We start from the raw sequence: 26,276 nt of genomic DNA on the forward strand, positions 1-26,276 counted from the left end.
ATAGCAAATGAGCGATGACAAGAACATATTAAGCCGGGTCTCCCTGTTGACAGAGAATCAGTGGTTGGTGGAAACTGATACATAGACTTTGGTGAATTTCATTCTTAGAGCTTTTTTTATATTACATCTTAGTGATAGTAGTATAAAAACGGATTAAACCGTTATTTTACCAAGTAAGTGGGAAACTAGATTTGTTTCCAATTAGGGTGGTACCGCGTGAACAGCCACGTCCCTATCGTTAAAGATAGAGACGTGGCTTTTTTGTCTTTTCCTTAGTTTTTAATGAGGATAGGACGTAATAAATATAGATTGGATTGGTATGTATTAAAACATCAGAGCAATGGTCATCTAAGATTGGTTTTATTTTATCTGCAGCAGGATCAGCTATAGGAGTAGGCGCAATATGGAAGCTGCCTTATGTGACTGGTATCAGTGGAGGGGGAGCATTCTTTCTACTGTTTATCCTATTTTCATTATTCATAGGTTTTCCGCTGTTATTAGCAGAGTTTGTCATTGGTAGAAGCACGCAAAAAGAAGCAGTTAGTGCATATCGTACTTTAGCTCCAAATACTAATTGGCATTGGATCGGCAAGTTAGGAGTATTCACATGTTTCCTCCTATTGTCTTTTTATAGCGTAATTGGTGGCTGGATTGTTATATATTTTACAAAAGGTTTATTTGGTGGAATTATTAGTGAAGGCGCAGATTATGGATCTGTCTTTAACGACACGATTGGAAATCCAATGTTAGTTATCGGAGCTCAATTTGCATTTTTAGCTTTCACAGTTTTAGTTGTAGCAAAAGGCATTCAAAATGGAATTGAAAAAGTAAGCAAAATTTTAATGCCCGCTTTATTTATCCTATTTTTTGTTCTAATCATTCGTTCACTTACACTTGATAACGCTATGGAAGGTGTAAAATTCTTCTTAGCACCGGATTTCGCAAGTATCACATCTCAAAGTATTCTATATGCAATGGGTCAAGCTTTCTTCTCCCTAAGTGTCGGTGTATCAGTAATGGTTACTTATAGTTCATATCTTTCAAAGAAAGAAAGCTTAATTCAACCCGCTATTTCAATCGTTACAATGAATTTATTCATCGCTTTATTAGCAGGTTTAGCAATCTTCCCAGCTGTATTTTCACTCGGTTTAGAACCTGCTGAAGGACCTGGTTTGTTGTTTGTTGTATTACCTGCTGTGTTTGATCAAATCATTTTTGGAGAAGCTTTCTTATTAGGGTTTTTAGCCTTATTTTTATTTGCCACATTAACATCGGCATTTTCTATGTTAGAAATTATTGTAGCTTCTATAGTTAAAGGAAAAGAAGAGAAGAGAACAAAATATGCATATATTATTGGAGTTTTAATATTCGCTGTAGGAGTTCCATCTGCATTATCATATAGTGTTTTTGATAATATTTTAATCTTCTCTAAGAATATATTTGATTCCGCAGATTATTTAGTTAGTAATATTTTAATGCCACTTGGTGTATTTTTAATCTCTATTTTCGTTCCACTTAAGATTAAGAAAAGTAAATTGCGAGAAGAAGTATTACAGCATTCTAGTTTAGGTGCTACTGCATTTAACATATGGTTCTTTATCATGAGATATATTATTCCATTAGTAATTATCATCGTATTCCTTGATATTACTGGAATACTCGATAAAATTATTGCTATCTTTTAATAAGAAACATTATTAAAGAAAGCAACAGAAAGTGTTGAAGTTAGCAGTAATTTTGCTTAACTTCAGCACTTTTTTAGTAGAGCTTAATATCTAGTTACAATTAAGGAATCCATTATTGATTAATATTATCAAAATGGATTCTTTTAATTTGCCTTAAAAAGCAGATTAAAGAGATATATTAATTAAAACACTTTTTAAATAATATTATAGATAATTCTATTTCAAAAAAATATTGAATATTTAGAAAACTTTAATTATAATTTACCTAACTAAATTAGTTAGGTGATGAAAACATGACGAAAAACAAAATTAAAGAAGTTGCTTGTAAACAATTAGCTGAAAAAGGGTATGAACGAGCCACACTTGCAAGTATTGCTACAGAAGTAGGTATAAAAACACCATCCATTTATGCGTTTTATAAGGGGAAAGAAGATTTGTTTATGGCTGTATATAATGATTTGTTGGATGATCAATTCCAATATATTAAACTGTCGATGGCAAATTTGAAGAATGCGACTGTAAAGCAAATGCTTTATCAAATGGTAAAGGATGTTAGTGATTATCATTTGAGTAAACCTGAAAAAACAGCGGCATATATGAGGCTTGCTTTTTTCCTACCTCATGAATTAAACGATGACATAAAAAAAACCTTTAACGAAAAGGAGGAATTCTATTATGAAATTCTATTGGGAATTTTCACTAGAGGAATAGAGCAAGGTGAAATCAAAAGACAACCTATAGAAGACTTAATTGCCTCGTTTCTTTGTTTAATGGATGGTATCTTTTTGGAATTGTACTATTACGAAGAAGATAAATTCAAAAGGCGTTTTGAGCAGACGTGGAACATTTATTGGAATGGTATTTGTAAAGAATAACAGAGTGAAAAAACAAGGGGGTACATGAATGGACGAAGGTAAAAAGGTATTAGATTACGAACGAGAAGCTGTACCGGAACATTTGCGTAGATCGTGGTTTTCCATGTTCTCTGTATTAGTTGCCATAGGAGTCGATTTAGCTTCTGTTTTATTAGGCGCTGAATTAGCAAACGGAATGGCAATGAATCAAGCGATTATTTCGGTATGTGTAGGATCATTTCTTCTAGCTATTTTATGTTCTATTTGTGCAATCGTAGGTGCTTCAACCAATTTGTCCACTTCTATGATTACAAAGTATGTATTTGGAAAGTATGGAGCGCTGGCATTTTCCCTTGTTATTGGTATCTCTTTATTAGGTTGGTTTGGTGTCCAAGTAGGTTTTTTTGCTGAAAATGCCCACATTATTTTATTAGATTCGTTTGACGTATCAATAAATGTGAAAGTGCTATCTTTTATAGGTGGTATTTTGATGATGACAACTGCCATTTACGGATTCCGTGCTATTGAAAAATTAAGTATGTGGTCAGTACCGCTTTTATTGGGCATCATGTTACTAACTTTATTTTTAACTCTAAAAGATTACTCATTACCTGTTGAAATTCAAAATACTGGGGCTTTTACATTTGGTAGCGCAGTTTCCCTTGTTATCAGTATTTTTATTGTAGGTGCAACTATTTCACCTGATATTTCTAGATGGGCTAAAAGTAAAAAGGATGCTATTATCTCCACGTTTTTCGGGATTTTCATAGGTAATAGTTTTATGATCATCATAGCCATTCTGTTGACAAGATATATCGGAACAGATGATATGATGCGAATTTTTATAATATTGGGAATGGCCATACCAGGAATTTTAGTATTAACACTGGCACAATGGACAACAAATACTAGTAATCTATATTCCTCGTCTCTTGGATTTTCAATAGTATTTCCGAAGATATCAAAAAAGTTGTTAACCATTATTTTAGGATTAATAGCAACGAGCCTGGCAGTTCTCGGTATTTTTGAACAATTTATCTCTTTCCTAAATATTTTAGCCGTTGTTATTGCTCCTATAGGTGGAATCTATATTTCTGAATTCTTTATCGTAAAAACTGAATTTAACCGCTACAAGAATCAATTAGAAGAGCAGACAATTGTTGTTCGTTCCAACATTGCCTGGATTATAGGAATGGTGGTTACTTTTATGACAACAGCACAGCCCTCGGGTTTAGAATTATTTTCTCTTACAACGATTCCTTCTTTAGATGGCTTTATAACAGGGTTTGTTGTACAAACTGTAATAGGGAAGTTATCAAGTCAAAAGGCATCTATACATCAAATGAACGTCAATAAGCATATAGAAAGAGGGGAACTTTAGAAAATGAGATACATTGATGAAGAAGCTATTGAAAAGATAGCGTTAGGAGCTGCTGTATTAGGTACTGGTGGAGGCGGGGATCCTTATATTGGGAAATTGATCGCAAAAGAAGCGATACGCAAATACGGACCAGTTGCACTAATCTCATTAGAAGAGTTAAGAGATAATCAGATAGTGGTTCCTATATCTGGGATGGGGGCACCCTCTGTAACGATTGAGAAAATACCGTCAGAAATTGAATTCACTGCACCACTTGATAAGTTTGAAGAGGTAATAGGAAAAAAGGTTGACGTAGTGATGCCTATTGAGATAGGGGGTATTAACTCCTTGTTCCCTATTATTGCTGCTGCCAAAAAGGGTTTACCATTATTAGATGCAGATGCTATGGGACGTGCCTTCCCTGAAGCGCAAATGGTTACTTTTCATCTAGATGGTTTAGAATCTTCACCTGTTACAATGTCTGATGAAAAAGGAAATGTAGTCGTATTATATCCCCGAGATGGAGTTTGGCACGAAAGACTAGCACGTGTCATTACGATAGAAATGGGAGGAAGTGCTTCTGTCTGTGATTATGGTTTATTAGGAAAAGAGGTAAAGAGCAGTGCTATTCCTGGCACCCTTACATTAGCTGAAACAATTGGTGGGTATCTACTTGATAACAAAGGTAAGGAACGCCAAGGTATTAATAAAATGTTAGAGGAATTAAATGGATATCAATTGTTTGAAGCAAAAATTACAGACATAGAACGTAGATTGATTGGAGGCTTTACAAGAGGAAAGGCAATATTTGAAGGCATACGTAATGAACAAGGAAGATCGTTTAGCATCGATTTTCAAAATGAGCATCTAGTGGCCAAAGAAGCCGAGCATTTATTATGTTCAACACCAGATTTAATTGCAGTATTAGATGCAGAGACTGGTTTTCCTATTACAACAGAGAGGATGAAATACGGAGCCCGTGTAGTGGTTGTAGCCTTTCCATGTCATAGTAAATGGAGAACAAAAAAGGGTATTGAAACAGTAGGACCTTATTATTTTGGATATGATTTTGAGTATCAGCCAGTTGAAGAGTTACAAAAGGAGAGAGTATAATGTATCGCTTAGGATTGGATGTTGGTGGAACTAATACGGATGCTGCATTAATAGATGGAGATTTAAAGGTTTTTCATACGGTAAAAGTACCAACTACTAAAGAGGTGGAAAGTGGAATAATCGAAGCAATCGCAAAAGTGGTGAAAGAGAGTAAGGTGGATAGTAGCGATATTAAATATGCCATGCTTGGCACTACCCATTGTACGAATGCCATCGTAGAGCGTAAACGTTTAGATAAAGTTGGTGTTATAAGAATTGGCAGGCCAGCTACAACAGCCATTCCGCCGTTTACTAATTGGCCAAAAGACATAAGAGCAAAAATTGAAGTAGCATCCATTATTGTTTCTGGTGGATATGAATTTGATGGACGTTTAATAGCTGAGTTGGACAAAGAAGAAGTGTCTAAGTTTTGTAGAGAAATCAGAGGCAAAGCAGAAAGTATCGCTATCTCAGGTGTATATGCTCCAGTAAATAAAGAACAAGAAGAAATCGTAGCAACCTGGGTAAGAGAAGAGCTTGGAGATATTCCTATTTCTCTATCACATGCGATTGGCAGTATTGGCTTACTTGAACGTGAAAATGCGACGATATTAAATGCAGCATTGATGACTACAGGTCAAACCGTTATTAATGGCTTCTCTAAAGCTTTAAGTAGCCTAAATATCGAAGCTGAAATGTTCTTCAGTCAAAACGATGGGACTTTAATGAACGCAGCATATGCAGAACGCTATCCAATTCTTACGATGGGATGTGGGCCTACAAACTCCATTCGAGGTTCAGCTCACTTAACAGGGCTAGATAATGCGATTGTACTGGATGTTGGAGGAACAACGAGTGACATTGGTGTACTATCAAAAGGGTTTCCTAGAGAATCTTCATTGGCAGTTATCATTGGTGGAGTAAATACGAATTTCAGAATGCCAGATATTTTATCTATTGGGTTAGGTGGGGGCACTCGAATTCTTGAAAATAACGAAAAAATCATTGTTGGACCAGAGAGCGTAGGTTACGAAATTACGAAAAAGGCACTACTTTTTGGTGGAGATGTACTAACCACTTCGGATATAGTGACGCGCTTAGGCTATGCCTTTGAAGATAGAGCAAAAGAAGTAGAACATCTCTCCTTTGAATTCTGTGAAAAAGTAAATGATCAAATGACGGAGATGTTAGAAGATGCTATTGATCAAATGAAGACAAGTTCAAAAGAAGTACCACTTATTTTATCAGGTGGAGGAAGTATCATCGTTTCTAAATCATTAAAAGGGGTTTCAGAAGTCATTATGCCAGAGCACTATGGTGCGGCAAATGCTATAGGAGCTGCCCTTGGTCAAGTGAGCGGTGATGTTGAAAGAATATATAGTTTAGACAAAATGAATCGTGAAGAAGCATTAACAGATGCAAAGAAACTAGCGACTCATGAAGCAATAAAAGCAGGTGCAGATGAAAAAACAATATCAATCATTTCGATTGAAGATATCCCTCTCGCATACTTACCAGGCAATGCATTGTTAATACGTGTGAAGGCTGTAGGAGACTTACAATATTCTAGTGAATCGGTGATTATTTAGTATATAAGGACATTAAAATATATATCTAAATAAGGTCTAGTTTTTCTATTTAATGAATTAAAAGTGTAAGGTGGTTCTAGAAAACTTTGAGAGTTAAAAGATATCAAGTGATTTAGTTGAGCTTCACTTAATTAAGAGACATCCCAAAAAAACAATATTTATTAGGAAATAAGATATATTGAATCGCATTTAAAAATTAACTGCCATTTATCAAGCCTTAACTTAGATGAATGGCTTTTTTCGTACTAAAAAAATGGTTTTTACTCCAATTGAATCGTATTCACATGTAATAGCTGATACTTTTACGTATAACACTGTCGATTAAATTAATACCAGGAATGGTCAAGACGAGGCATAATATATGAATGGAATTCTAACTCTTTAATATCAGAAATTATATTAATAGCGTCTAAAACATCATATACATTAATGGTTTAATTTTCATTTTTTATTATAAATATTATTATATTAATATAAATAATAGTTGGAGTGAATAAAATGAAGCTTAAATTAATTAGTATTGTTACTTCATTCTCTTTATTATTTTCGCTTTTTGTACCATCAATAACATTTGGTATGGAAGCAAAAACAATAGAGAAACCAGTAGTAAATGGAGCGAATAAAGAAGAAGTTCTTTGGGTAGATATTGAAGAAGAAAATAATGCTGTTTCTTATGATGAAAATCCTGAATTGTTTTCAACTCTTGAAGAGATTAATCAGGAAAATATTACATTTATAGAAAACGCTGATGGTATTCATGATATTGATTGGGATTCGATTCCTATCGAATTGGCAGAGCATAATACAGTTCAACCCTTTATTTGGGGAACTGTTGCAAGACTTGTTATTAGTGGCGGTAAGTATGTAATTAAATGGGGTTCTAAAGTATTTAAAATAGCACCTAAATCTAAAGTGACTAATGCTTTATCATCTTTTAAAACTGCAACGTATAAAACAGGAAGTCACTCATTTAAATTAACAAAAACTGATATGAAACATATGTTGGAAAGACATCATCCAAAGTATTGGAATGGGACTGTTAAGAAATCACAAACATTTTATAATCCCAATCTATCAGTAACCGAAGTTAAAAATATTGCTATGACGATTGCTAAAGATAACTCGAAAACTTTAGCGAAAAAAGGAACAAATTCTACATTCCAAGTTGAAGGAAGTGTAGGAGGAGTTAAATATGTTCTTGGAATTACCTAAAGGACATGTTAAACAACTTTATCCAAAATAATGGAGTTAGGTAGGTAGAAAAATGGAGATTAGAAATTTTTTCTTAAAAAAAGAAGTTTTTGATTTAGGTGATTTAACAAATAGTCCATTATCTTACATAGGCGGAGTTAACAATGAATTTATGGTGGAAGTTGTTAAAAAAAATAAAAAGAAATATGTAGAAGCTGGCATGTTAAATCTAGAGGGGGGGATAATTTTTAAAGTAGGATATAAAGAAATTGGGGGAATCCCAATTTTTGATGATTTAGCTACTCTATATGCTTATTATGTGAATGCAATAGAAGAATTCTTGGATGAAGAAGTAGCTAATTTTTATTATCCAAGTCAGCCAATAGAGGTTCGTTTAGAAAAAAATACAAATGGTAAAACGAAAATTTCAATTGATAATCAGGAATTACTCGTAAGTACAGATTTATTATTAAACATGATTTTATCTAATTCAGAGTCATTTTTTAAAATACTAGTTAATGAATTAGGTCTAAAAAAATACGTTTATGAACTTAAACAAATAGAACTTATCAAAGAGAAGTTAGTTTTGTTTTTTCTATAGGCTAATTCTTATTGTTTTATCAAATTTGTTAGTAATATTAAAAATACGATTTCAGAGAAAATAAGAAAAAAAAGGCATTCTACTCAATTTGAGAGTGGATCGCTTTTTTTGTTTTTATCCAATGATACTTGTAGAACCATCATGAGTTCCGTAATATTATCAGGGTATTGCTATTTGTGTGTCACTGCCTGTTACTGTATTATTCGTTTATTTTCCTTTCTATCAGTGACATTTAGACAGCTAGGTATTCATTATTTTATTTTTTGAGTTGAAATATGTTTGCTAATTGGTCGATTTAAAAGGGCCGGTCCAACTTTTCTCCTCTAAGATGATAAGTTTATGAAGATGAGCGATCGTCCAAAAATGGACATACTTATAATTAGTATAATATTTTTTACGCTTAAAATCGATCAGACTTAAAGTTACGTACTAAAAGCAGCCAAGTATATGAAAAATAACCTGAAAGATGATTAGAGAGTAGTTAGTAATTTTTCTAGCCTTGATTCACAAACTATTTTTGTCAAGACTATTGAAATATTATCCATAAATTACTAGAGACAATAAATAAAAAAAGTTGAATAACTTCATTCAAATTTCACTTTTTTTTTATAGAATAGTATTGTTCTATAAAAAGGGATTATTTCTAGGAGGAAAGAAATGAATAAGGGTTTATATAATCGCTTTTGGCGATGGCATTTTTATGCTGCGTTATTTATTACACCACTACTACTTACTTTAACACTTAGTGGAATTGGCTTTTTGTTCTATACGAATGTTGAAAATAATGTATATGATGATTACTTCTTTGGTGATAGTACATATTCTGAACAGTTAACGATTGATGAGGGAATAGCTAAAGCTAAAGAACAAAATGAAGGATATTCAGTATCTAAAATCATAGTTCTTGACGACCCATATAATACACGTTTAACGATGGGAAATAAAGAAGGCGATGAAAAATATGTTTTCTTAGATGAACACAATCAAATCGTAGGAACCCAAAATGCGAAATATACATTTGCAAATATCATGCGAAATGTTCATAGTTCATTATTTGTTGGAGGAACAGTTGTCAATTATCTTGTTGAATTAGCTGCTTGTTGGGCTATATTCCTACTAATTACAGGTGTATACATGACTTTTAAAGGGAAGGTATTGAAGAAAAAACAAAATGCTTCCACTCGTCAAAAAAATAAGAAATGGCATGCACTTGTAGGAACAATTATTACTATTCCGATGCTTGTTATCATCCTTACTGGATTACCTTGGTCGGCTTTTATGGGGAATTTCATTTATATAGCCTCACAAGAGCACCCATCTATTGGTAATCCAGAAAAACAAGTAAACCCACCTACTTCTGATATGAGTGAAATACCTTGGGCTACTCGAAAAAATGCAGCACCGGCTTCTTCTAATGATGATCCACATGCACTTCACAAAGGTATGAATATGTCTGGTATGGATATGTCTGATAATGAAAATATGCTAAATGTCCATCAACTGATGCTAAAAGTAGAAGATGCCAATATTTCTAAGCCATATTCTATTATTTACCCTTCTGATGAAGAGGGGGTATATACTGTTGCTAAAAGTAGTAACACTGGTGTAACTGGATTAGATGTTAGTCCATACGATGAAATGACATCATATTTTGATCAATATAGCGGGAAGTTAATTTCTAAAGCGGGCTATGAAGACTATGGTATCTTAGCTAAGTGGTTTACTTGGGGAATTCCTTTACATGAAGGACATTTATTTGGATGGCCAAATAAGATTATCAATTTGATTGTATGTCTTGCCTTTGTTTTCGTTATTTTTTGGGGTATTAAAACTTGGCTTTCTCGTAAAAAGAAAGGTGAATTTTCTGCACCACCTAGTACATCAAAAGGTACTTCTATTGGATTTATAATCATCATGATTTTGCTGGGTATTGCTATGCCACTATTCGGTATCTCACTACTTCTAGTATTACTAGTAGAAACGTTCATGTTAGTAAAACAGAAGATATAAAATACGAATATCAATTCCTGAACATTGAAGTGAAAAAAATTGATGTACATTTACTAACTATTTTCGATTTATGGATAACATAGTAACCGAAAGAATTATTAATATAGATATAGAAAACCTTCAAAGTTAATAACTTGAAGGTTTTTTCTATTTTACGAAGATTTTTAATTGATCTACCAGGATACAATTAGTAGTAAAAAAAATCAGCAAATGAAACATTATAATTTCCTACTTATAATATTCCTTGTTGTTGGTGATAACTAACAAATAATGAACAATTCTTTATTGCAGGAAAATAATAATGCAGAAAGTAGTGAGTGGGATGGAGCATGCCAAAGATTCAATAGATTTTAATGACTTGAGACAGTCATTTTCGAAGTCTGAAGATGCTTATTTTCTTTGGTTTACACTCAATTTAAAAAGACCAATGAATAGCTTCATTGATGATATATCGAGTAGAGTAAAATTCTATTATAGACGTTCAGCTATGTTAGTCCCTCAAGAAAAATTACGTCCAAAAGAAGCCGCAAATGAATAAAGGAATATTAATATTAGTTATTATGCTTACGACTCTCCTCACAGGTTGTTGGGATGTAAACGCACCAGAGAGAATGTTATATATTCATGGTATGGGCTTGGATTATAAGGACGGGAAGTATGAGGTATATGCCCAAATAGTTGATTTCACTAATACTGCGAAAAATGAACAACCAGTCACTAATGTTCCACAGGCTGAAGTAGGGCATGCTTCAGGTAAAACCATTAATGAAGCGGTTTTTAATTTATATCATTCAATGGATGAACAGGTTTTTTGGGGTTTTTTTTCATATGTTATATTATCTGAAGAAGTATTAAAAAACGGAAGATCTAATCAAATTATTGACGCTTTTATTCGATATAGAGAAACGAGATATCAAATATGGGTTTACGGTACTAAGGATCCAGTAAACGATATACTTTTAACTACTCCAAATATTAACAAATCGATAATTTTATCAAAATTAGGAAATCCTGAAAACTCATATGAACAAGAATCCTTTATTAAACCTATTAATTTTCGAACATTGATAATCGGACTAAATGAACCAAATCATGAAATAGGTATACCCTTCGTTACTATCAAAGACTGGGAAACAGAAAAAGAAACCAAAAACGAAGCTGATTTATTGGGAGTTGGAATACTCTCTCCTAAAGAGTTTAAAGGTTTTATACCAGCTGAAAAGTCACGAGGATTACAATGGATGACAAATGATACTAAGAGGGGAGAAGTTACGGCCAACGTAGGTTCAAACGAAGAACTACACTTCACAGTTGTAGTAGACAAAGTAAAAGTAACAGTGAAACCAATTATTAAAGATAAAGTGAAGTTTAATGTTCGTATAAAATTGAATTTTAATATTAGTGAGTTTAAGGACAAAGTATCAATCGATGAAATTAAAAAGGCGGTAATAAAGGGAGTTAAAAAAGAAGTTAAAGATACTTATGAAGAGGGATTAGAAAATGATGTAGACATCTATCGTTTATCAGAGTACTTATATCGTAAAAATATAAAGGAATGGAAAAAGTTACAGAAGAACGGGAAAGTTGAGTTAAATGAAGATTCGATCAATATCAAAGTTGAAATTAATAAAATAAAAGCACAGAGAAAATCATTTAAAGAAACAATCGATAAATAACAGAAAAATTGAAATTTGATGTCATCTTTGTAATTAAGCTCGTATACTTAAAATGGGTTTGTCCATAACTTTTAATGTGGCAAGAGCCACATTGGTTGTTCATAGAATGAATCAAGAATAACCGATTTTATCTTGATTATGTTCAGCAAATTGAAGGAAACATGTTATTTAGGGGACTACTTCAGCTAGAGGTTGAAAGTGAACGAATTGCAACAGTTGCAAGGACTGAAACAAACGATACAGTCTATCTAAATATGTTTGCTATTCCTGCTTTATGACCGTATACAGATTCAATTTCATGCGTTCTTTCAAGTAGTGAATATACGAAATGCTGATATTCTAAGACAATAATAAAAGAGGTCTTAGGTTTGTAAATTCTTAAATCACCAATTTAAAATGACCGTTAGCCCGCAACAACCATTCTCAGTCAAATTAATTCGAATACTGTCTGGTGTATATTTAGTATCGAATGTAATGGTAATTCCTGTTGAAGAGATTAATCTGTCGACTTCAGTTTTATTTGAAAGTTGTGCAGCGTTTATTAGATCATGTGCAAATTTCTCTGAAACTGATATCTTATCTACAAGCAGATGAGCTTGTTGCATAATGTTTTGTATCTCTTTTGCTGAAGTCTTAAACTTATGTGTATTTACAGGGGGAAATGGGCTGGTGTTTGTTGGGTTCGTTGGCATTGCTAATTGTCTAGGGATTTGAGTAGATGAAGAATGATTTGCCATGACCCACTGTGGATACTGATTTGCATAGAGAACATATGGGTAAGGACTGTAATACAATTGGATTCCTCCTAACTAAAAGTGTGTATCTTATCTTATGAATTAGAACGATGTTAGGTGTAAGTTGTAAAATTTCATCGGATTCAAAATGTAAAATATTCCAATGAAATTAAAGAGAAGAAGGCCTGCTGGGAACAGTTTCGTAAAAAGAAATGGTATGAAAAAACCGCTATCTATGGAAGTTTCGATAGCGGCTTTTTTCCATTAATATAGAATTTTGCACGTCTGGAGTTTTTATAGGTCTATCAAAGGCGGGCTTTCTTTTTTTATTACAGTATAAAGTGTACAAAGAAAAACAAACTAATACAGTAATAATTAAATGAATGAGGAGGTCAATTAATGGCAGATCAAAATGTCCCAAAGTCTAATGACAAATCAAACAGTGCGGCAAGAGTACAGAGCATGATTGAAAATACGGAAAAAAATATTCGTGAAGCTGAAATCAGTATGGAATTTGCTGGTGAAGAAGAATTAGTAAATCTACAAGAAAAAAACCAACGTCGTAAACAAGAACTATATGTCAAGAAAAAGGAAATGCAAGACAAAGCTGAAGCAGAAGCAGAGGGTAGAAAAAATGAATTTTAAATAAGAGAATGGAGGTTGAGATACTAGTATTTTATATACATTTATCTCAGCTTTTCCTTTACTAATATTGTTGGAATAATTATATTTGAAAGGATGGATTTCCATGAAAGTCATAGATGTCTAGTGGAATTGGAGATGAAAGCTTTGAAAAAAACATGGACGTTTTGATTTGTAAGGTTGGATTCTACGAAGATCTGTTAAAAGGGAATAAATACGAATAAGTACTTTACCCAAATGAAGAATTGTTGAAAGAAGATCAATTCCTCTCTTTATATTGGAGTTGTTAAAGATTTTTTATGTCTTTACAATATTTGTATATACTAATTTACTTTTATTAGATAAAATTATCAGAATAGATACTTTTTTCGAGTGTATATTGATAATTAAAATACGTTTTAAAATTAAGTCCGAGTAATTTTATAAATTTAAAACGCTCTCAGATGATTCGAGAAAGAAGATAACGGGTATAGGTAATTGAAGAGAGGGTGATAAATTTGATTGCGAAACATTTCTTTATAATACAAAATCTGATGACTAAATAATATTTACATATGTTATTAAAATAAAAAAACAAGCTTATCATAAATAAATAAATAAATAAATAATCATTAGTGAGGTGGGAATATTGCTTGATATAGATTTAGGTGTAATCAGAAAAATGAAAGTTAGTTTTTATCCTTTTGAGAGTACAAAGAAAATTGGTGAAGTAAGTGAAATCGACGAGAAATACTATTTGATTATAGGTATTGAGTGTTTTGAGATTACGCAAGAAAAAATGATAGAGATAGTTTATATAGTTCAAGATCTAAGTAAAAATCAATTTATACCACACGATACAGAGTTTAAAAAAACTAGGGCTAGAGATGAAATAGAAGTAAGTATTCAGTGTGAGTTTAATGATCCGCGTATATACGATTTTAAGTTAGGGAATATATTACCTGTAACTATAAACCAAAATAGATACTTTTATAGATTGTTAGAATATACGGGTGTTGATGTTATAGAATCGAATATTAAGTTAAGTGCGATAATGCGTCCTATTGTACCTGTTAATTATAAAGATGCCAAAGCGATATTTAGAAAAGAACGTATGAGGAAAATGGAATTTGAAGTTTTATAAAGGAAGAGTAAAATACATAAAATGCATTTGTCCTATAATCTATTCTTTGAGTTTATTATTTTGAATTAGTTCGTTAATGGATTAGAAGGGCTATCTGAAAATGGTTGGTCTTACCAACAATACGGATGATTTGATTGAACTGGTACAGTGCCCAGAGAATTTTCGGGGAATACATATGAGGCTTTATGTTTGATTGTTTCTGTAGAGAAACTGAAATCATGATAACTATTGTTTAATATATTTTACATCAAATAAAAAGAATCCATTTTGAAAAGGTTTGATCAAAATGGATTCTTTTTTGAAAAAATCAAAAGTTGATTTTAGTTTGTATAACTTTATAGATACCTACCTAAAGTTCTGTAGTTTCTTCACGAAAACGGATTTGTTTCTTCTCTTTTTGTACTTGTAACATTTGAGGTATGAAAATTCCGGATAAAATACAAATGATTCCAATCCATTGTAAAGGCGATACGACTTCATGAACAAGTGTAATAGAAGCAATAACTGCTGTTGGTAGTTCGACAGCTCCTAAAATTGTTCCAAGGCCTGTCCCTACTTTTGGTACACCAATGGAAAAACAAATGACTGGTATAACAACACCAAAGAAACCAAGGATTAATGCATATTTCCATAATCCAGCCTGCAGTGTACCATCAATCAAGTATGTCGGAGGAAATACTAAGCACACAAAGAGTGTTGCACTCGTTGTCATAAGAAAGCTTTTTGAATAGATTGGAACTTCTGTAGAAACACGTCCACTTGCAAATATATATAAGGAAAAAGTTATAGCTGCTAGTAAACCAAAGATGATTCCTTTTATAGATAATTGTTGTCCTAAACCATCAAATACCCCCCCAGCAAACACCGTTCCTACAAATAAGATGAGAATGGACAATACCTTTTCACGACTTGGAAAAGTTTTATTAGCAATTGCTTCAATTAGAACGCCCATCCATGTGAATTGAAATAACAACACAATAGCAATGGATGCAGGTAGTTCTTTTACAGAAAGCCCGTAAAAAATACTTGTTAAACTCATTGTTGTCCCAACTGCTAACAACGATAATATATTTTTTGAGGATACTTTGTAACGAGAAAAGGTAATAACAAGTAATAATAGTCCAAACCAGCCAAATACATATTGTCCACCTAAAAGTTCAGGAAAAGAAAATCCATTTAAAAATCCAATTTTAAGAATGGAAGATAGGACTCCATAGCTACAGGCACCTAATAAAACCACTAAAGAAAACTTCAATTTATTCAAAAAATCCCTCCAAAAAATAAAAAATCCCGTCGTCTATTTATAGACGACGGGCGAATGAAACAGAGTTAAAACTCTACAAAATTCCGCCACTCACGAATTCGTGTGAGTTTGCGTATCAAATTATGAAAATTGTATATAAAAGTTTGCTAGGTGTCAACAACTATTTTGGCATGATAAAATAGGGTGAAGTTATTTGGCACTAGTTTATGTTACATTTTCCTAGATAATAAGAGTTGAATTTTTTTAATTTTATCCGATTTGATAGGCTTTTAGGAGAGTGTTAATAAAAGTTTGATTTAATATCATCTGTCTTGAATCACTAGATAATGATGAATGGTTACGTTGTACAGTCATTTCACATTTTTTGTTGTTTCTGAGTATCCTAATGAAAGAACCTAATTTAGGGTTCCATAAATTAAAGGAGTGAATGTACAGTGTACCCTTATTCAAATGGGTTCTACTCGTATCCTGGAATAGCGAATTATAACCCTCCATACTCACAATATACCGCATCCCTTAGACATTTTTTGAACCAAAATTCAAACTATAATGCCTCTCGTTGCATCAGTAAAGCAGCAGCTGATTATATAAGTATGAATCGGTTACTTTGGATGGAGCATGTCAACTGGACCAGGATGACTATTATAAGCATTGTTTTTGGTTTGCCAGATTTACCATTTGTACAAGATCGACTTTTACAAAATGCTACCGATTTAGGGAATTGCCTCCGTCCTTATTATGGTGACAAAATCGCAGATCATTATACTGAGCTAATGAAAGAACATTTAGTAATAGCCGCACAATTAGTTACTGCAGCTGTAAAAGGTGATACAAAAACAGTAGATGCTAAAGAGAAAGAATGGTATCGTAATGCAGATGAGATCACATCTTTTTTAAGTAGTATAAATCCATATATAAATAAAGAAGAATTACGAAAAATGTTTTATTCACATTTAGCCTTAACTAAAAATGAAGCAGTTACTATGATTCAGAAAAACTATAAATTTAATATTGAAGTTTTTGATAAAATCGTAGCAGAAGCATTGGAAATGTCAGATATGATTTCAAAAGCTATTATCATGCAATTTCCTTATCGATTTTAGAGTTTACTCAGATTAGGATGCTCTCCAAAGATATTCTTGGAGGGTATTTTTTATTTTCATCAAAACAACAAGAAGGGAGGCAGTCTATCACTTAAAAATCAACATCTAACTCTGTCAATTTTAACCGAACTATATAGTTAACAATAAAACATCAAAAACCTAACGATTTGCAAATTTTTATTTACAGCTACTTACAAGATAGACAAGCCATAACAAAGGACCTCGGACAGTTGAAAGTTGATAATTCCCATTGAGGATGAAGAATTTACAGTCTCAGATTAAGCGTAGTATTCAGCTTTTAAGAGCTTCAAAATAGCTAGCTATATTTTTCTTACTTAAGAGATCGATTTATATTAATTGCAGATATAAAGAATCTGTAATATACTTGTTTGAATTAAAAAGACTATGTATTAGTTGCCCTATTTTAATATAAAAGAACTGGATTGGGGGAATCCTCATTTATTGGAGTTTAGGCATATAGACATTACTTGAAATTAACATGAGCGTCAAGCAAAATTGCATCCCAATTAAAATAAAACATAAAGGAGATAGAGATATGACGGAATTTTGGGAATCAAGTTTTATAGAAAAACAAACGATGTGGGGATTTGAACCTACAGACTCTGCAATCGTGACAAAGGACTTTTTCCTTGAAAGGAATGTTAAGGACATACTGGTACCAGGTATTGGATATGGAAGAAATGCAAAGGTTTTTATTGACAATGGAATTAATGTAACAGGTATTGAGATTTCAAAAACTGCAATTGATTTGGCGAGGAAAAACGGACTTGATATTAGTATTTTTCATGGTTCAGTAATTGACATGCCTTTTGATAAAAAACGTTATGACGGTATATTTTGCCATGCACTTCTTCACTTATTGAATAATCGTGAGAGAGATAAGTTTATTAAAGATTGCTATAATCAGTTAAAGCCAAATGGATATATGATTTTTACAACTGTTTCAAAAAAAGCCCCAATGTTTGGAAAGGGCAAGCAATTGGATAAAGACTATTTCGAGATAATGGAAGGCGTAAAAATGTTTTTTTATGATTCTGATTCCATAAAACAAGAATTTGAAAAATATGGACTAGTAGAGCTTTCAGAAATTGATGAACCAAATAAAAACATGAAAATCAAACCTCCAGTAAAATTTATAATTGTAAAATGTAAGAAAGAACTATAAATATATTCAGACAAAAAAACAAAAGTAGTAATTTGTTAGCGGATAGGATGTCAGTATACTCATCTATTCGCCGAGACTTGCAATTGGTAGAGAGATTATATGAAATACAAAATGATATTGAAGGAATAGAGGGGGATTTTAACTAAATATACTAGTTTAGTAGAAGATCATTGAGCTGTTCATACAGCTCTTTTTATATTTAACAAAAGGGGCAGGTTAGTTAAATAAGGTGTTTTTTAATCTAATTTTGCAAAGTAATAAAGAATATTAGTTAAAATTATATAGAATAGTTACTGTTAATATAAAAGCGAAATCGAATCATAGTAAGGGGTATTTGTTAAAGAAGTATCAAAGAACAACTAAACGTCTTTGATACTTCTTTTTTCAGTTTTATATAAAAGAATTACTGTAAAATCATTAATTATGGCATGGGAAGATTTTGGTTCTTTTGGAGATACCATAGGAAGCATGTCAAGCGTTTGTTGCTTTCATTTTATGCTGATTTCTTTTGTTTTTGATCTAAAAGGTGACTAAAGAAAGTTAAGAGACTTGCACAGACTGCAACTATCCCACCGACCCAAGTAACATTCATTAAATTCCCTTGATGGTATACAATTCCGCCTAATGCGGAACCAAAGGCAATTCCTACGTTGCTTGCCACTGGCATAAGTGAAGCAGCGAGTCCTGTTGCTTTTGGCTGATAAATTCCTGCGAGGTCTATTAAATAAAGCTGAGTAGATGTTGTTAAGAGGATGGCCATTAACGACATCAATCCAATGTTTACCAGTCCTAAAATAAAATGATTTGTAGTCCAAAATAAACTTGTCAGAACAACTGCCTGCACAAGAAAAACAAACCGAAGGCGACCAATGGCATTGTGGCTAGCAATTTTACCGGCAAGGATGTTGCTGAAAATCGAGATAAATCCGTACCCAAATAAGACTAAACTAATTGAATGATTTGGTACTTCCATTCCCTTCAGGATAGGAACAAGGTACGTAAAGACGGCATAAGTTGCGCCAAATCCGAGAGCAGGAATGAAGAAAGCCATCAAAATTCTTGGATTTGTCATTAAAGAAAACTGATCCCGTATAGAACTGCGTATTTGGCTGAGTCTATTAGGCAGGACAAAAAAGGATGCTAGAAAAGCCAATCCTCCTAGGAAAGTAGTTAACATGAAAGTGGCATTCCAACCGTACGATTCGGCGATGACAATACCAATTGGCACTCCAACGACATTTGCAAGTGTGAAACCGCCGAAAACGAATGATATAGCAAGTCCTCGTTTTTTAACCGGCATGGTTTCACTTGCAACAATCATGGCTAGAGAGATTAATACTCCTGTTACAATCGCTGTCATAATTCGAAGTACAAGGAGAGTGAAGTAGCTCGTCGAGAATACACACAAAGCATTCAGGACGATGAAAGATCCTATCAAAAACAACATCCATTTACGCTTTGGAAAATGACTTGTTGCTGACATCACTAGTGGTGTGGCGATGGCAAACGTAATTGCAAACGCAGATACGAGTGTGCCTGCTTTTGCATTTGTTATAAGAAGGCTCGAGGAAATATCGGTTAAGATTCCGACAATTACAAATTCGCTTGTCCCTAGAACAAATGTTAATAAAGAAAGTGTTAAGATGAGCAACCAATGTCGCTTGGATAATTTTGTAGAGTGCATAAGTACCTCTTCTCTTAGATGAATGTAAATTTGTCACATTGTAGATAAATGACCTAAACATCATACCATAAAATATTTTTGCGAGAAAAACACTTTCTTATTAAATAGAGGTTAATGAATTACCGGAATCAACAACGCAACGAGAGTTAGCAGAAAACTATTTAAGAAAGCACATTTCTCTTGATAATCTATTGATAGCATTATGTATTAGGTAAAGATTTCATACATTATAAAAAAAGATAAAGAATATACTTGAACGCGTCTACTTGTTGCGTAGGAGAGATTATGAAGGAATCAACTTAACGGGGGCTATTGTGGAAAATCATTGAGTTACTTAGGAAGCACATTTTTATTATTGCACTTAAGCAGTATGTTAATTAAATATTTATTTTTTCCAAATACATACAACAGAACGTACATTCGTGTTACAATTTTATTGATAACACTATTGTAGGGGGATCAATATGAAATTAAAAAATTACAACATCGAAGAACAAATGAAATATTATAATGTCCCAGGTATTAGTATTGCATTGCTTGAGAACGGTCAAATTAGCGGAACCGAAAATTACGGTTTACTAGAGGTAGAAAGCGATAGAAAAGTAAATGAAAATTCTATTTTTAGTTCGTGTTCCATTAGCAAGTTCTTAACAGGAATGATTGCAATAAAGCTAATAGAGGAAGGACTTCTTGACTTAGATGAGGACATAAATACTAGACTTGTATCGTGGAAATTACCAGAAAATGAATTCACTAAAAATAAAAGCGTTACATTGAGAAATTTACTTAGTCATCAATCCGGGATAAAGGACCCAGAAGGTAGTTTTTCTGAACTAAATTCAAAAATAGGTATTCCTTCGATGGTTGAATTATTAGAGGGGAAAACGCCTTATTGTAAAGCTCCTATTATAGTACATTGTGAACCAGAGAGTGAATTTCACTATTCAGATGCAGGTTTTTGTATTGTTCAGCAACTAATTGAAGATGTTACTGAGAAGCCATTTTATCAAGTAGTGAATGAGTTAATATTTAAGCCAATAAGAATGAAAAATAGCCATCTAGATACAACAACAATGTTAGAGATGGATAAAAAAGAATTTTCTTGCGGTCATAATAAAAACGGTGAATTGGTAGATGGTAAGTATCCTATATATCCTTATCCAGCAGCTTCTGGATTATGGACAACTTCTTTAGATTTAGCTCGATTAGTTCTTGAGCTACTGAATGCGCTAAAAGGAGAAAGTAAAATTAGCATTTCAGAAAGATTAGCAAAAGAAATGATATCACCTCAAAAAGGTAAGAGTTGGACTGGATTAGGTGTATTTCTTGAAGACTCTGAAAGAGAAATAAAAATTACATCACTCGGTTGGGGCGTAGGCTTTCAATGTATGATGGTAGCATTTTCAAACCTAGAAAAAGGTGCGGTTATCATGACGAATGCAGAATTAGGTGTTCATCAAATGGAAGGAATTATAGGAAATATATATAAATCACTTATGCTATAAAAAAACGGTATTTACAGGGGGAGAAAGATGCAAATAGCTTTAGCGAATCCAACTCATATCTTTGAAGTTGTGCATTTCTTTAACGTAAATTTAGATCGTAAAAACAGTGCAGTTTTTTCTGATGAGTTTTTTTGTCCTCTTGGAATTAAAGCAGCTATAAGAAGAAAGCAAATGATAGTGGCAACAGTAGAAGGTCAAGTAGTAGGAGCATTTCGGTTTTACCGTAAAAAAACACAAAATAAAATTTCTTTGTATCAATTTGCGATAAGCGAGGTTTATCGTGGTCAAGGGTTGTTAAAAAAGATGTTAAATACGATTAATGATTTACCAATTGTTGCACTATGTCCGACTGATTCCAATTTTAATGAGTATTATTATAAATCAGGTTGGAAATTACAAGAACAAAGTGATGTGTTCAAAATCTGGGTTTTTAGTAACGAAGGACGTTGAAGTAGTACTCAAACATAATGAAAATAATATATAGAGGGGAACAAAAACTATTGAAATACGAATGGAGAAAACAAGAGAAGAATTTATATATCCCAAAACAAAAACCTGAACTTGTAACAATTCCAGAACAGAAATTTTTTTTGATAAAGGGAAAAGGAAATCCAAATGAGCACGAATTCGCTGAAAAGATAGGTGTACTTTATTCTTTGGCTTATGCGGTCAGAATGATGCCGAAGCAAGGATACACTCCAGATGGTTATTATGAATATACTGTATATCCATTAGAAGGCATTTGGGATTTAACAGAAAAGGGAAGGGAATTGGATACATTAAATAAAGATGAATTATTATATACTATTATGATAAGACAACCAGATTTTGTAACAACTGAAATAGTAGAGAGAGCATTTGAAAACGTAGAAAAAAAGAAACCACATCCATTCCTAAATGATGTAACGTTCGATATATTTCAAGATGGTTTATCTGTTCAGATGCTTCATATTGGTCCATATGATGACGAGCCTAAAAGTTTTGAATTAATGAATGAATTTATAAAAAATAATAATCTTGAAAGAACTTCATTACAACATAGGGAAATATATCTTTCAGATTTTAGAAAAGTTGAACCTGCAAAGTTAAAAACAGTTTTGAGATACAAGGTTAAGTCAATAGAATAGCATAATCTCTTAACTCATAATGAACATTTATTATTGAAATATATGAAGGATTGTAATTAAACAAACGGGAGCGATGATCCAAGACGGATTAACGTTCTTCTTTGTTGAAAATTCAACTAAAGAGGCGGGATAAGAAGAACGAATAAGTTAAATGGAGGTAGGGAAATGTTGTTATTATGGCAACTTTCGTTATCTATCTCAATTGTAGCTTTATTGGTAGGTATTATTAAAAAATACTGGGTATTCTTACTAATTAGTACGATTACATTCATACCGATAGCATATTATTTTTTAGGGGCAAATAATGCTTGGAAATATGTTGGTTTGACTCCAGTCATACTATTTGTTCTAACGATATTAATTTGGTTCATAAGTAAGAAAAAATGAAGACAATTAAAAGGGAAATCTAAAGCGTTTGTTTCAACGTGAACAGTCGCTTTTTTATTATAGCAACAAGTTAGTTCAATAAGGCACCTTTCAAAGAAGGATAAATAACTTCTCTTATAGAATTTATATCATGGTAACTGCATTAAAGGGAGGGAAATAATACCTATGACGAACTATTTAAATCGAATAATACAAGAATTAGTAGAAGAAAATTTGGAAAATTATTGGCCAGGTTTTGAAATGGTTGCTTATGCCTTATATGATAATTGTAATGTTTATTTATACAATCATCCTAAATTTAAAGGAAATAAACAAAATACATATCAAATTTTAAAACGAGATGAACAGTTTAATGGTTGTACACTAATCCTCTATGAAGAATATCCAACAGCAATTGTAGATCTTCAATTGTATGGGGACTATGAAAGTTTGTTTTCTATTCTCGTACACGAATTATTTCACGGTTATCAATATATTAAGGGGGAAAATAGATTTCCTGATGAATTACTAGGAGTCACATATCCTTTATCAAATGAAAATGTGCAATTAAGAAATCTAGAAAGAATGAATCTATATAATGCGTTGTTAGAAAAAAATACGCTTAAGAAGAAAGAATATCTTAATACTTTCATTGAGCTAAAAGAAAAAAGAGCAGCAATAATTAATGACTATCTAATATATGAAAACTTAATTGAATCCGTTGAGGGACCTGCGTGGTATGTGGAATTAAAAGCTTACGAAGAGAAAAGCTCACTAGAATATGGTTCAGTTTTACAAAACTACGGACAATCCTTAATAAACAAATATGAGTCTACTTCTAATATAAGAAGAAGCTGTTATAGTTCAGGTTTGTTTATGTGTTTATTACTAGATGAGTTATCGCCAGGTTGGAAAGAAGATTTTTTTGGAACAGAGGAAACATTATATGATTTTTTCAAACGACTCTCAGCTAACTTTATAAAAAGTAATCTAATTGATTACAGAGAAATCGAAATAAGCTCAGAAACTGAGGAAGTAATAATTTTTGCATTAGAAAATAGGAAGAAAGAATTTAAAAAGTTTAATGAACAAAAAGGAATCCTTCTAAGTATAGAGGGAGAAATAACTGCAAAATCTTTTGACCCAATGAATATTATTTTCCTAGAAGAAAAGCTTTTACATAAAAACTTTATTAAGGTAAGAATTAACAATGAAGACTATCTGATACAACAACATGTTATTACTGATTTTAAAGGTAGGCTTCAAGACATAAAAAAATTACATTTAATTTTAAAGGATAAACCCATCGAAAATATTGATTCGCTTGTAGTAGAAGGTGTCGGGGAAATAAAAGGGAGATATTTAAAAAGGGAAAATAATTACCACTTATTTGTTAATAAATATTAATCTTAATTTACTTCTTTAAGTAACAAGGACGTATAGGCAGCTCTTTTTTTCTTTATTGAACTAACGCAGTAGGTTCGTTGAATAATCAAACGGGGTGATTGCATAAATAGAGGTAATCGTCATTTTCTTTCTGAACTTCTAAATAAAAAATAAATGGAGTGGGTAAATGAAAATACTAAATAAATTGCCAAAAAGTAACCCAAATTTACATTTAGAATTAATTAAAGATAGATGGATTCCAATGAAAGAACCTAAGAATTTAACAAGTGCTATTTTGCTATCTGTCCCTTTAATGATTGTCGCTGCAATCATCTCTATAGGGATAATAAATATACTTTCCAGTATTTCTTTGAAAGATTTTGGACTAACACCTGATGCAATATCAATAACGATTAATTTAAGTATTATATTTTGGCTATTTTTACTTTTAATACTTCACGAATTATTTCATTTAATTTTCATTCCAAAATTTATTAAATCAGAAAAAACATATGTCGGATTTACTCTGTTAGGGGGTTTTGTGATAACGGAAGAAGAAATTTCAAAATCAAGATATATCTTCATTACAATTGCTCCTTTCTTGATTATTTCAATAATTATGCCACTAATATTAAATGGATTTGGACTATTAACAACGACATTAAAATTCTTGATAATACTAAACTCATTGGCATCATCAGTTGATTTACTTAATCTATTTCTTATAATTAAACAGGTACCGAAAAACGCAACTTTAAAAAGTAATGGACCAAACACTTATTGGAAAAGTGTATATATGAACGAAAAGTAAATAGAGAACGAAAATCATATTATTTAAGCACGATGCTTTAATTTAATATATATAAATGGGGCAGCACTCTTGTAATAAATGAACTGAATTTTCTTAGTAAACCATTTAAGTTTGTGAATAGATGTACTTAAACTAATGGGTGCTTTAGTGGACTAAGCATATTTAAAATAATCAATCTTTTTTATAAAAACAGTTCTTAAAAATAAAGAAAGCAATCGTTTTGAGCAATCATTATTCAAAATGATTGCTTTTTATATGCAGTAAAATCAAGGATTTAGAGTGATTTATAATCAAACTTTATTCTAAACCAATAGTAATTGTGGATTGAAAATAAAGTAGAGCTTTACCCCTTTGGATGTAAATTGTCTAAAGGGGTTTCTAATGGTAAAAATGAGAAAAGATTATTCCATAACCATCAAGTAAGGGATGGTTATCATTTATTTTGAATAGGGGCCTTACTTTTGCGTTAATTCAATTATTCGATACCTTCATGGAGAATATTATGATTACTTGGCAGAGTTCACTCATATTGCATTGATTTCTGGACTTTTCGGTTTGATATTAAAAGAGAAAGATGTATATGATAATCATTTTCTGCCTTATTTAATACTTTGGTCAAACACCCTACAAGTAATCCAGACTATTAAAAATTAGGATAATTCCAACAATACACATTATCCAAGAAAGAGCTGATCCTGTATTATTAGCTATTTTCACCCGAAGTTTCTTAAGAGGTTTTTGCATCCTCCGACCAAACAGGAGATAAAAGAGAAACAGCAAGAGGGAAGGCATCACCATGATAACATTGTATCCAGCTAAAATAGAAGACCATTCCATCCATGATAGATTAGAAGTAGTCATTATTCCGATTGCTGCAAAATAAGGAAATGCAGTACCTACTTCAATTAATGAAGTAGTGAATCCCAGAGCCACAATTGAGAGAATGCTTTTTGATTTTGGAGAAGGCAGGTCTGAATTTTTCTTTGTTGGAACATAAAAACTTGCGATGAGCAAAATTGTGCCAATAATAAAGACTATCCAGCTTACGATTCGATTTTGAAATACGCCAGAAATAATCTCAAACAAAAAAACTAATCCTAACATAAGTGAAACTCCAACAGCAAAATAAAATCCGGCAACCGTCAATAAATAAACCAATAAACGTTTGGTAAGTTTCTCTTTATCTGTTAAAAGTATATACACCGTTACCCCTAATGTAGCAGGGCTTAACGTATCCAGTAACGCCAAACCTCCTATCAGGAGAAGTATTTCTGTACTCACCATTCT

24 protein-coding genes and 1 other annotated feature are annotated in these 26,276 nt (G+C 32.3%); of the genes, 20 read left to right on the forward strand and 4 right to left on the reverse strand.

Annotation, left to right across the window (positions count from 1 at the left end; all coding sequences use genetic code 11):
- Window positions 1–5: 5 nt before the first annotated feature.
- Window positions 6–237 (forward strand) — a binding site (T-box leader).
- Between the two features lie 86 nt (window positions 238–323).
- The 10 genes from BK137_RS17180 to BK137_RS17225 all read left to right on the forward strand — a co-directional run bounded on the left by BK137_RS17180 (window position 324) and on the right by BK137_RS17225 (window position 12,058).
- Window positions 324–1,685 (forward strand): sodium-dependent transporter, encoded by a 1,362-nt coding sequence (locus tag BK137_RS17180; protein ID WP_038183198.1) that lies wholly within the window; start codon window positions 324–326, stop codon window positions 1,683–1,685.
- A 293-nt stretch (window positions 1,686–1,978) separates the two neighbouring features.
- Window positions 1,979–2,560 carry a TetR/AcrR family transcriptional regulator gene (locus BK137_RS17185; RefSeq protein ID WP_038182670.1) on the forward strand — a complete coding sequence of 194 codons (582 nt, stop codon included), beginning with the start codon at window positions 1,979–1,981 and terminating at the stop codon, window positions 2,558–2,560.
- Between the two features lie 28 nt (window positions 2,561–2,588).
- Complete coding sequence (locus tag BK137_RS17190; RefSeq protein WP_038182668.1) at window positions 2,589–3,920, forward strand: cytosine permease; 1,332 nt, start codon at window positions 2,589–2,591, stop codon at window positions 3,918–3,920.
- 3 nt (window positions 3,921–3,923) lie between these two features.
- The gene (locus tag BK137_RS17195; protein WP_038182665.1) at window positions 3,924–5,012 is read left to right on the forward strand and encodes an S-methyl thiohydantoin desulfurase family protein; all 1,089 of its coding nucleotides are present in this window, start codon (window positions 3,924–3,926) and stop codon (window positions 5,010–5,012) included.
- Complete coding sequence (locus tag BK137_RS17200; RefSeq protein ID WP_200866434.1) at window positions 5,012–6,580, forward strand: ROK family protein; 1,569 nt, start codon at window positions 5,012–5,014, stop codon at window positions 6,578–6,580. The genes BK137_RS17195 and BK137_RS17200 overlap by 1 nt, the downstream gene beginning before the upstream one ends.
- 498 nt (window positions 6,581–7,078) lie before the next feature.
- Entirely contained in the window at window positions 7,079–7,792 is a 714-nt protein-coding gene (locus BK137_RS17205; RefSeq protein ID WP_038182658.1) for a hypothetical protein, read from the forward strand.
- A 52-nt stretch (window positions 7,793–7,844) separates the two neighbouring features.
- A complete protein-coding gene (locus tag BK137_RS17210) occupies window positions 7,845–8,372 on the forward strand; it encodes a hypothetical protein (RefSeq protein ID WP_038182656.1) in 528 nt (175 codons plus the stop codon).
- 657 nt (window positions 8,373–9,029) lie between these two features.
- Complete coding sequence (locus tag BK137_RS17215) at window positions 9,030–10,382, forward strand: PepSY-associated TM helix domain-containing protein (protein WP_038182654.1); 1,353 nt, start codon at window positions 9,030–9,032, stop codon at window positions 10,380–10,382.
- Between the two features lie 301 nt (window positions 10,383–10,683).
- Window positions 10,684–10,920, forward strand: a complete 237-nt coding sequence (locus BK137_RS17220) for a hypothetical protein (RefSeq protein WP_038182651.1) — start codon at window positions 10,684–10,686, stop codon at window positions 10,918–10,920.
- The gene (locus tag BK137_RS17225) at window positions 10,913–12,058 is read left to right on the forward strand and encodes a Ger(x)C family spore germination protein (RefSeq protein WP_038182648.1); all 1,146 of its coding nucleotides are present in this window, start codon (window positions 10,913–10,915) and stop codon (window positions 12,056–12,058) included. Before BK137_RS17220 ends, BK137_RS17225 begins: the two co-directional genes overlap by 8 nt.
- 383 nt (window positions 12,059–12,441) lie before the next feature.
- On the opposite strand, the gene BK137_RS17230 is transcribed toward BK137_RS17225, so the two are convergent.
- Window positions 12,442–12,852, reverse strand: coding sequence for a YuzC family spore coat inner layer protein (locus BK137_RS17230; RefSeq protein ID WP_038182647.1), 411 nt, complete (start codon window positions 12,850–12,852; stop codon window positions 12,442–12,444).
- 339 nt (window positions 12,853–13,191) lie between these two features.
- On the opposite strand from BK137_RS17230, the gene BK137_RS17235 reads away from it, so the two are divergent.
- On the forward strand, window positions 13,192–13,437 hold the full coding sequence (locus BK137_RS17235; RefSeq protein WP_038182645.1) for a hypothetical protein: 246 nt from the start codon (window positions 13,192–13,194) through the stop codon (window positions 13,435–13,437).
- Between the two features lie 625 nt (window positions 13,438–14,062).
- Entirely contained in the window at window positions 14,063–14,557 is a 495-nt protein-coding gene (locus BK137_RS17240; protein ID WP_038182642.1) for a hypothetical protein, read from the forward strand.
- A 349-nt stretch (window positions 14,558–14,906) separates the two neighbouring features.
- Here the strand turns inward: BK137_RS17240 and BK137_RS17245 are convergent, their stop codons facing one another.
- Window positions 14,907–15,821, reverse strand: coding sequence for an EamA family transporter (locus BK137_RS17245; RefSeq protein WP_038182639.1), 915 nt, complete (start codon window positions 15,819–15,821; stop codon window positions 14,907–14,909).
- 434 nt (window positions 15,822–16,255) lie between these two features.
- On the opposite strand from BK137_RS17245, the gene BK137_RS17250 reads away from it, so the two are divergent.
- The gene (locus BK137_RS17250; protein ID WP_038182636.1) at window positions 16,256–16,924 is read left to right on the forward strand and encodes a hypothetical protein; all 669 of its coding nucleotides are present in this window, start codon (window positions 16,256–16,258) and stop codon (window positions 16,922–16,924) included.
- A 556-nt stretch (window positions 16,925–17,480) separates the two neighbouring features.
- Complete coding sequence (locus BK137_RS17255) at window positions 17,481–18,110, forward strand: class I SAM-dependent methyltransferase (RefSeq protein WP_038182633.1); 630 nt, start codon at window positions 17,481–17,483, stop codon at window positions 18,108–18,110.
- A gap of 493 nt (window positions 18,111–18,603) precedes the next feature.
- Here the strand turns inward: BK137_RS17255 and BK137_RS17260 are convergent, their stop codons facing one another.
- Window positions 18,604–19,794: an MFS transporter gene (locus BK137_RS17260; protein ID WP_038182631.1), complete on the reverse strand. Its 1,191-nt coding sequence runs from the start codon at window positions 19,792–19,794 to the stop codon at window positions 18,604–18,606.
- A gap of 464 nt (window positions 19,795–20,258) precedes the next feature.
- Between BK137_RS17260 and BK137_RS17265 the strand changes: the two genes are divergently transcribed.
- The 6 genes from BK137_RS17265 (at window position 20,259) to BK137_RS17290 (ending at window position 24,989) form a co-directional block, all read left to right on the forward strand.
- Window positions 20,259–21,299 carry a serine hydrolase domain-containing protein gene (locus tag BK137_RS17265; protein ID WP_038182630.1) on the forward strand — a complete coding sequence of 347 codons (1,041 nt, stop codon included), beginning with the start codon at window positions 20,259–20,261 and terminating at the stop codon, window positions 21,297–21,299.
- Between the two features lie 27 nt (window positions 21,300–21,326).
- A complete protein-coding gene (locus BK137_RS17270) occupies window positions 21,327–21,749 on the forward strand; it encodes a GNAT family N-acetyltransferase (protein ID WP_038182627.1) in 423 nt (140 codons plus the stop codon).
- A gap of 50 nt (window positions 21,750–21,799) precedes the next feature.
- The gene (locus BK137_RS17275) at window positions 21,800–22,426 is read left to right on the forward strand and encodes a GyrI-like domain-containing protein (protein ID WP_038182625.1); all 627 of its coding nucleotides are present in this window, start codon (window positions 21,800–21,802) and stop codon (window positions 22,424–22,426) included.
- 165 nt (window positions 22,427–22,591) lie between these two features.
- Window positions 22,592–22,813 (forward strand): hypothetical protein, encoded by a 222-nt coding sequence (locus tag BK137_RS17280; RefSeq protein WP_038182623.1) that lies wholly within the window; start codon window positions 22,592–22,594, stop codon window positions 22,811–22,813.
- 165 nt (window positions 22,814–22,978) lie between these two features.
- Entirely contained in the window at window positions 22,979–24,199 is a 1,221-nt protein-coding gene (locus BK137_RS17285) for a hypothetical protein (protein WP_038182620.1), read from the forward strand.
- A gap of 166 nt (window positions 24,200–24,365) precedes the next feature.
- Window positions 24,366–24,989: a DUF3267 domain-containing protein gene (locus BK137_RS17290; RefSeq protein WP_038182616.1), complete on the forward strand. Its 624-nt coding sequence runs from the start codon at window positions 24,366–24,368 to the stop codon at window positions 24,987–24,989.
- A gap of 624 nt (window positions 24,990–25,613) precedes the next feature.
- Here BK137_RS17290 and BK137_RS17295 read toward each other — a convergent pair.
- Window positions 25,614–26,273 (reverse strand): GAP family protein, encoded by a 660-nt coding sequence (locus BK137_RS17295; RefSeq protein WP_038182611.1) that lies wholly within the window; start codon window positions 26,271–26,273, stop codon window positions 25,614–25,616.
- Between the last annotated feature and the right edge of the window lie 3 nt (window positions 26,274–26,276).

This window comes from Viridibacillus arenosi (genome assembly GCF_001955655.1).
Classification (GTDB): domain Bacteria; phylum Bacillota; class Bacilli; order Bacillales_A; family Planococcaceae; genus Viridibacillus; species Viridibacillus arenosi.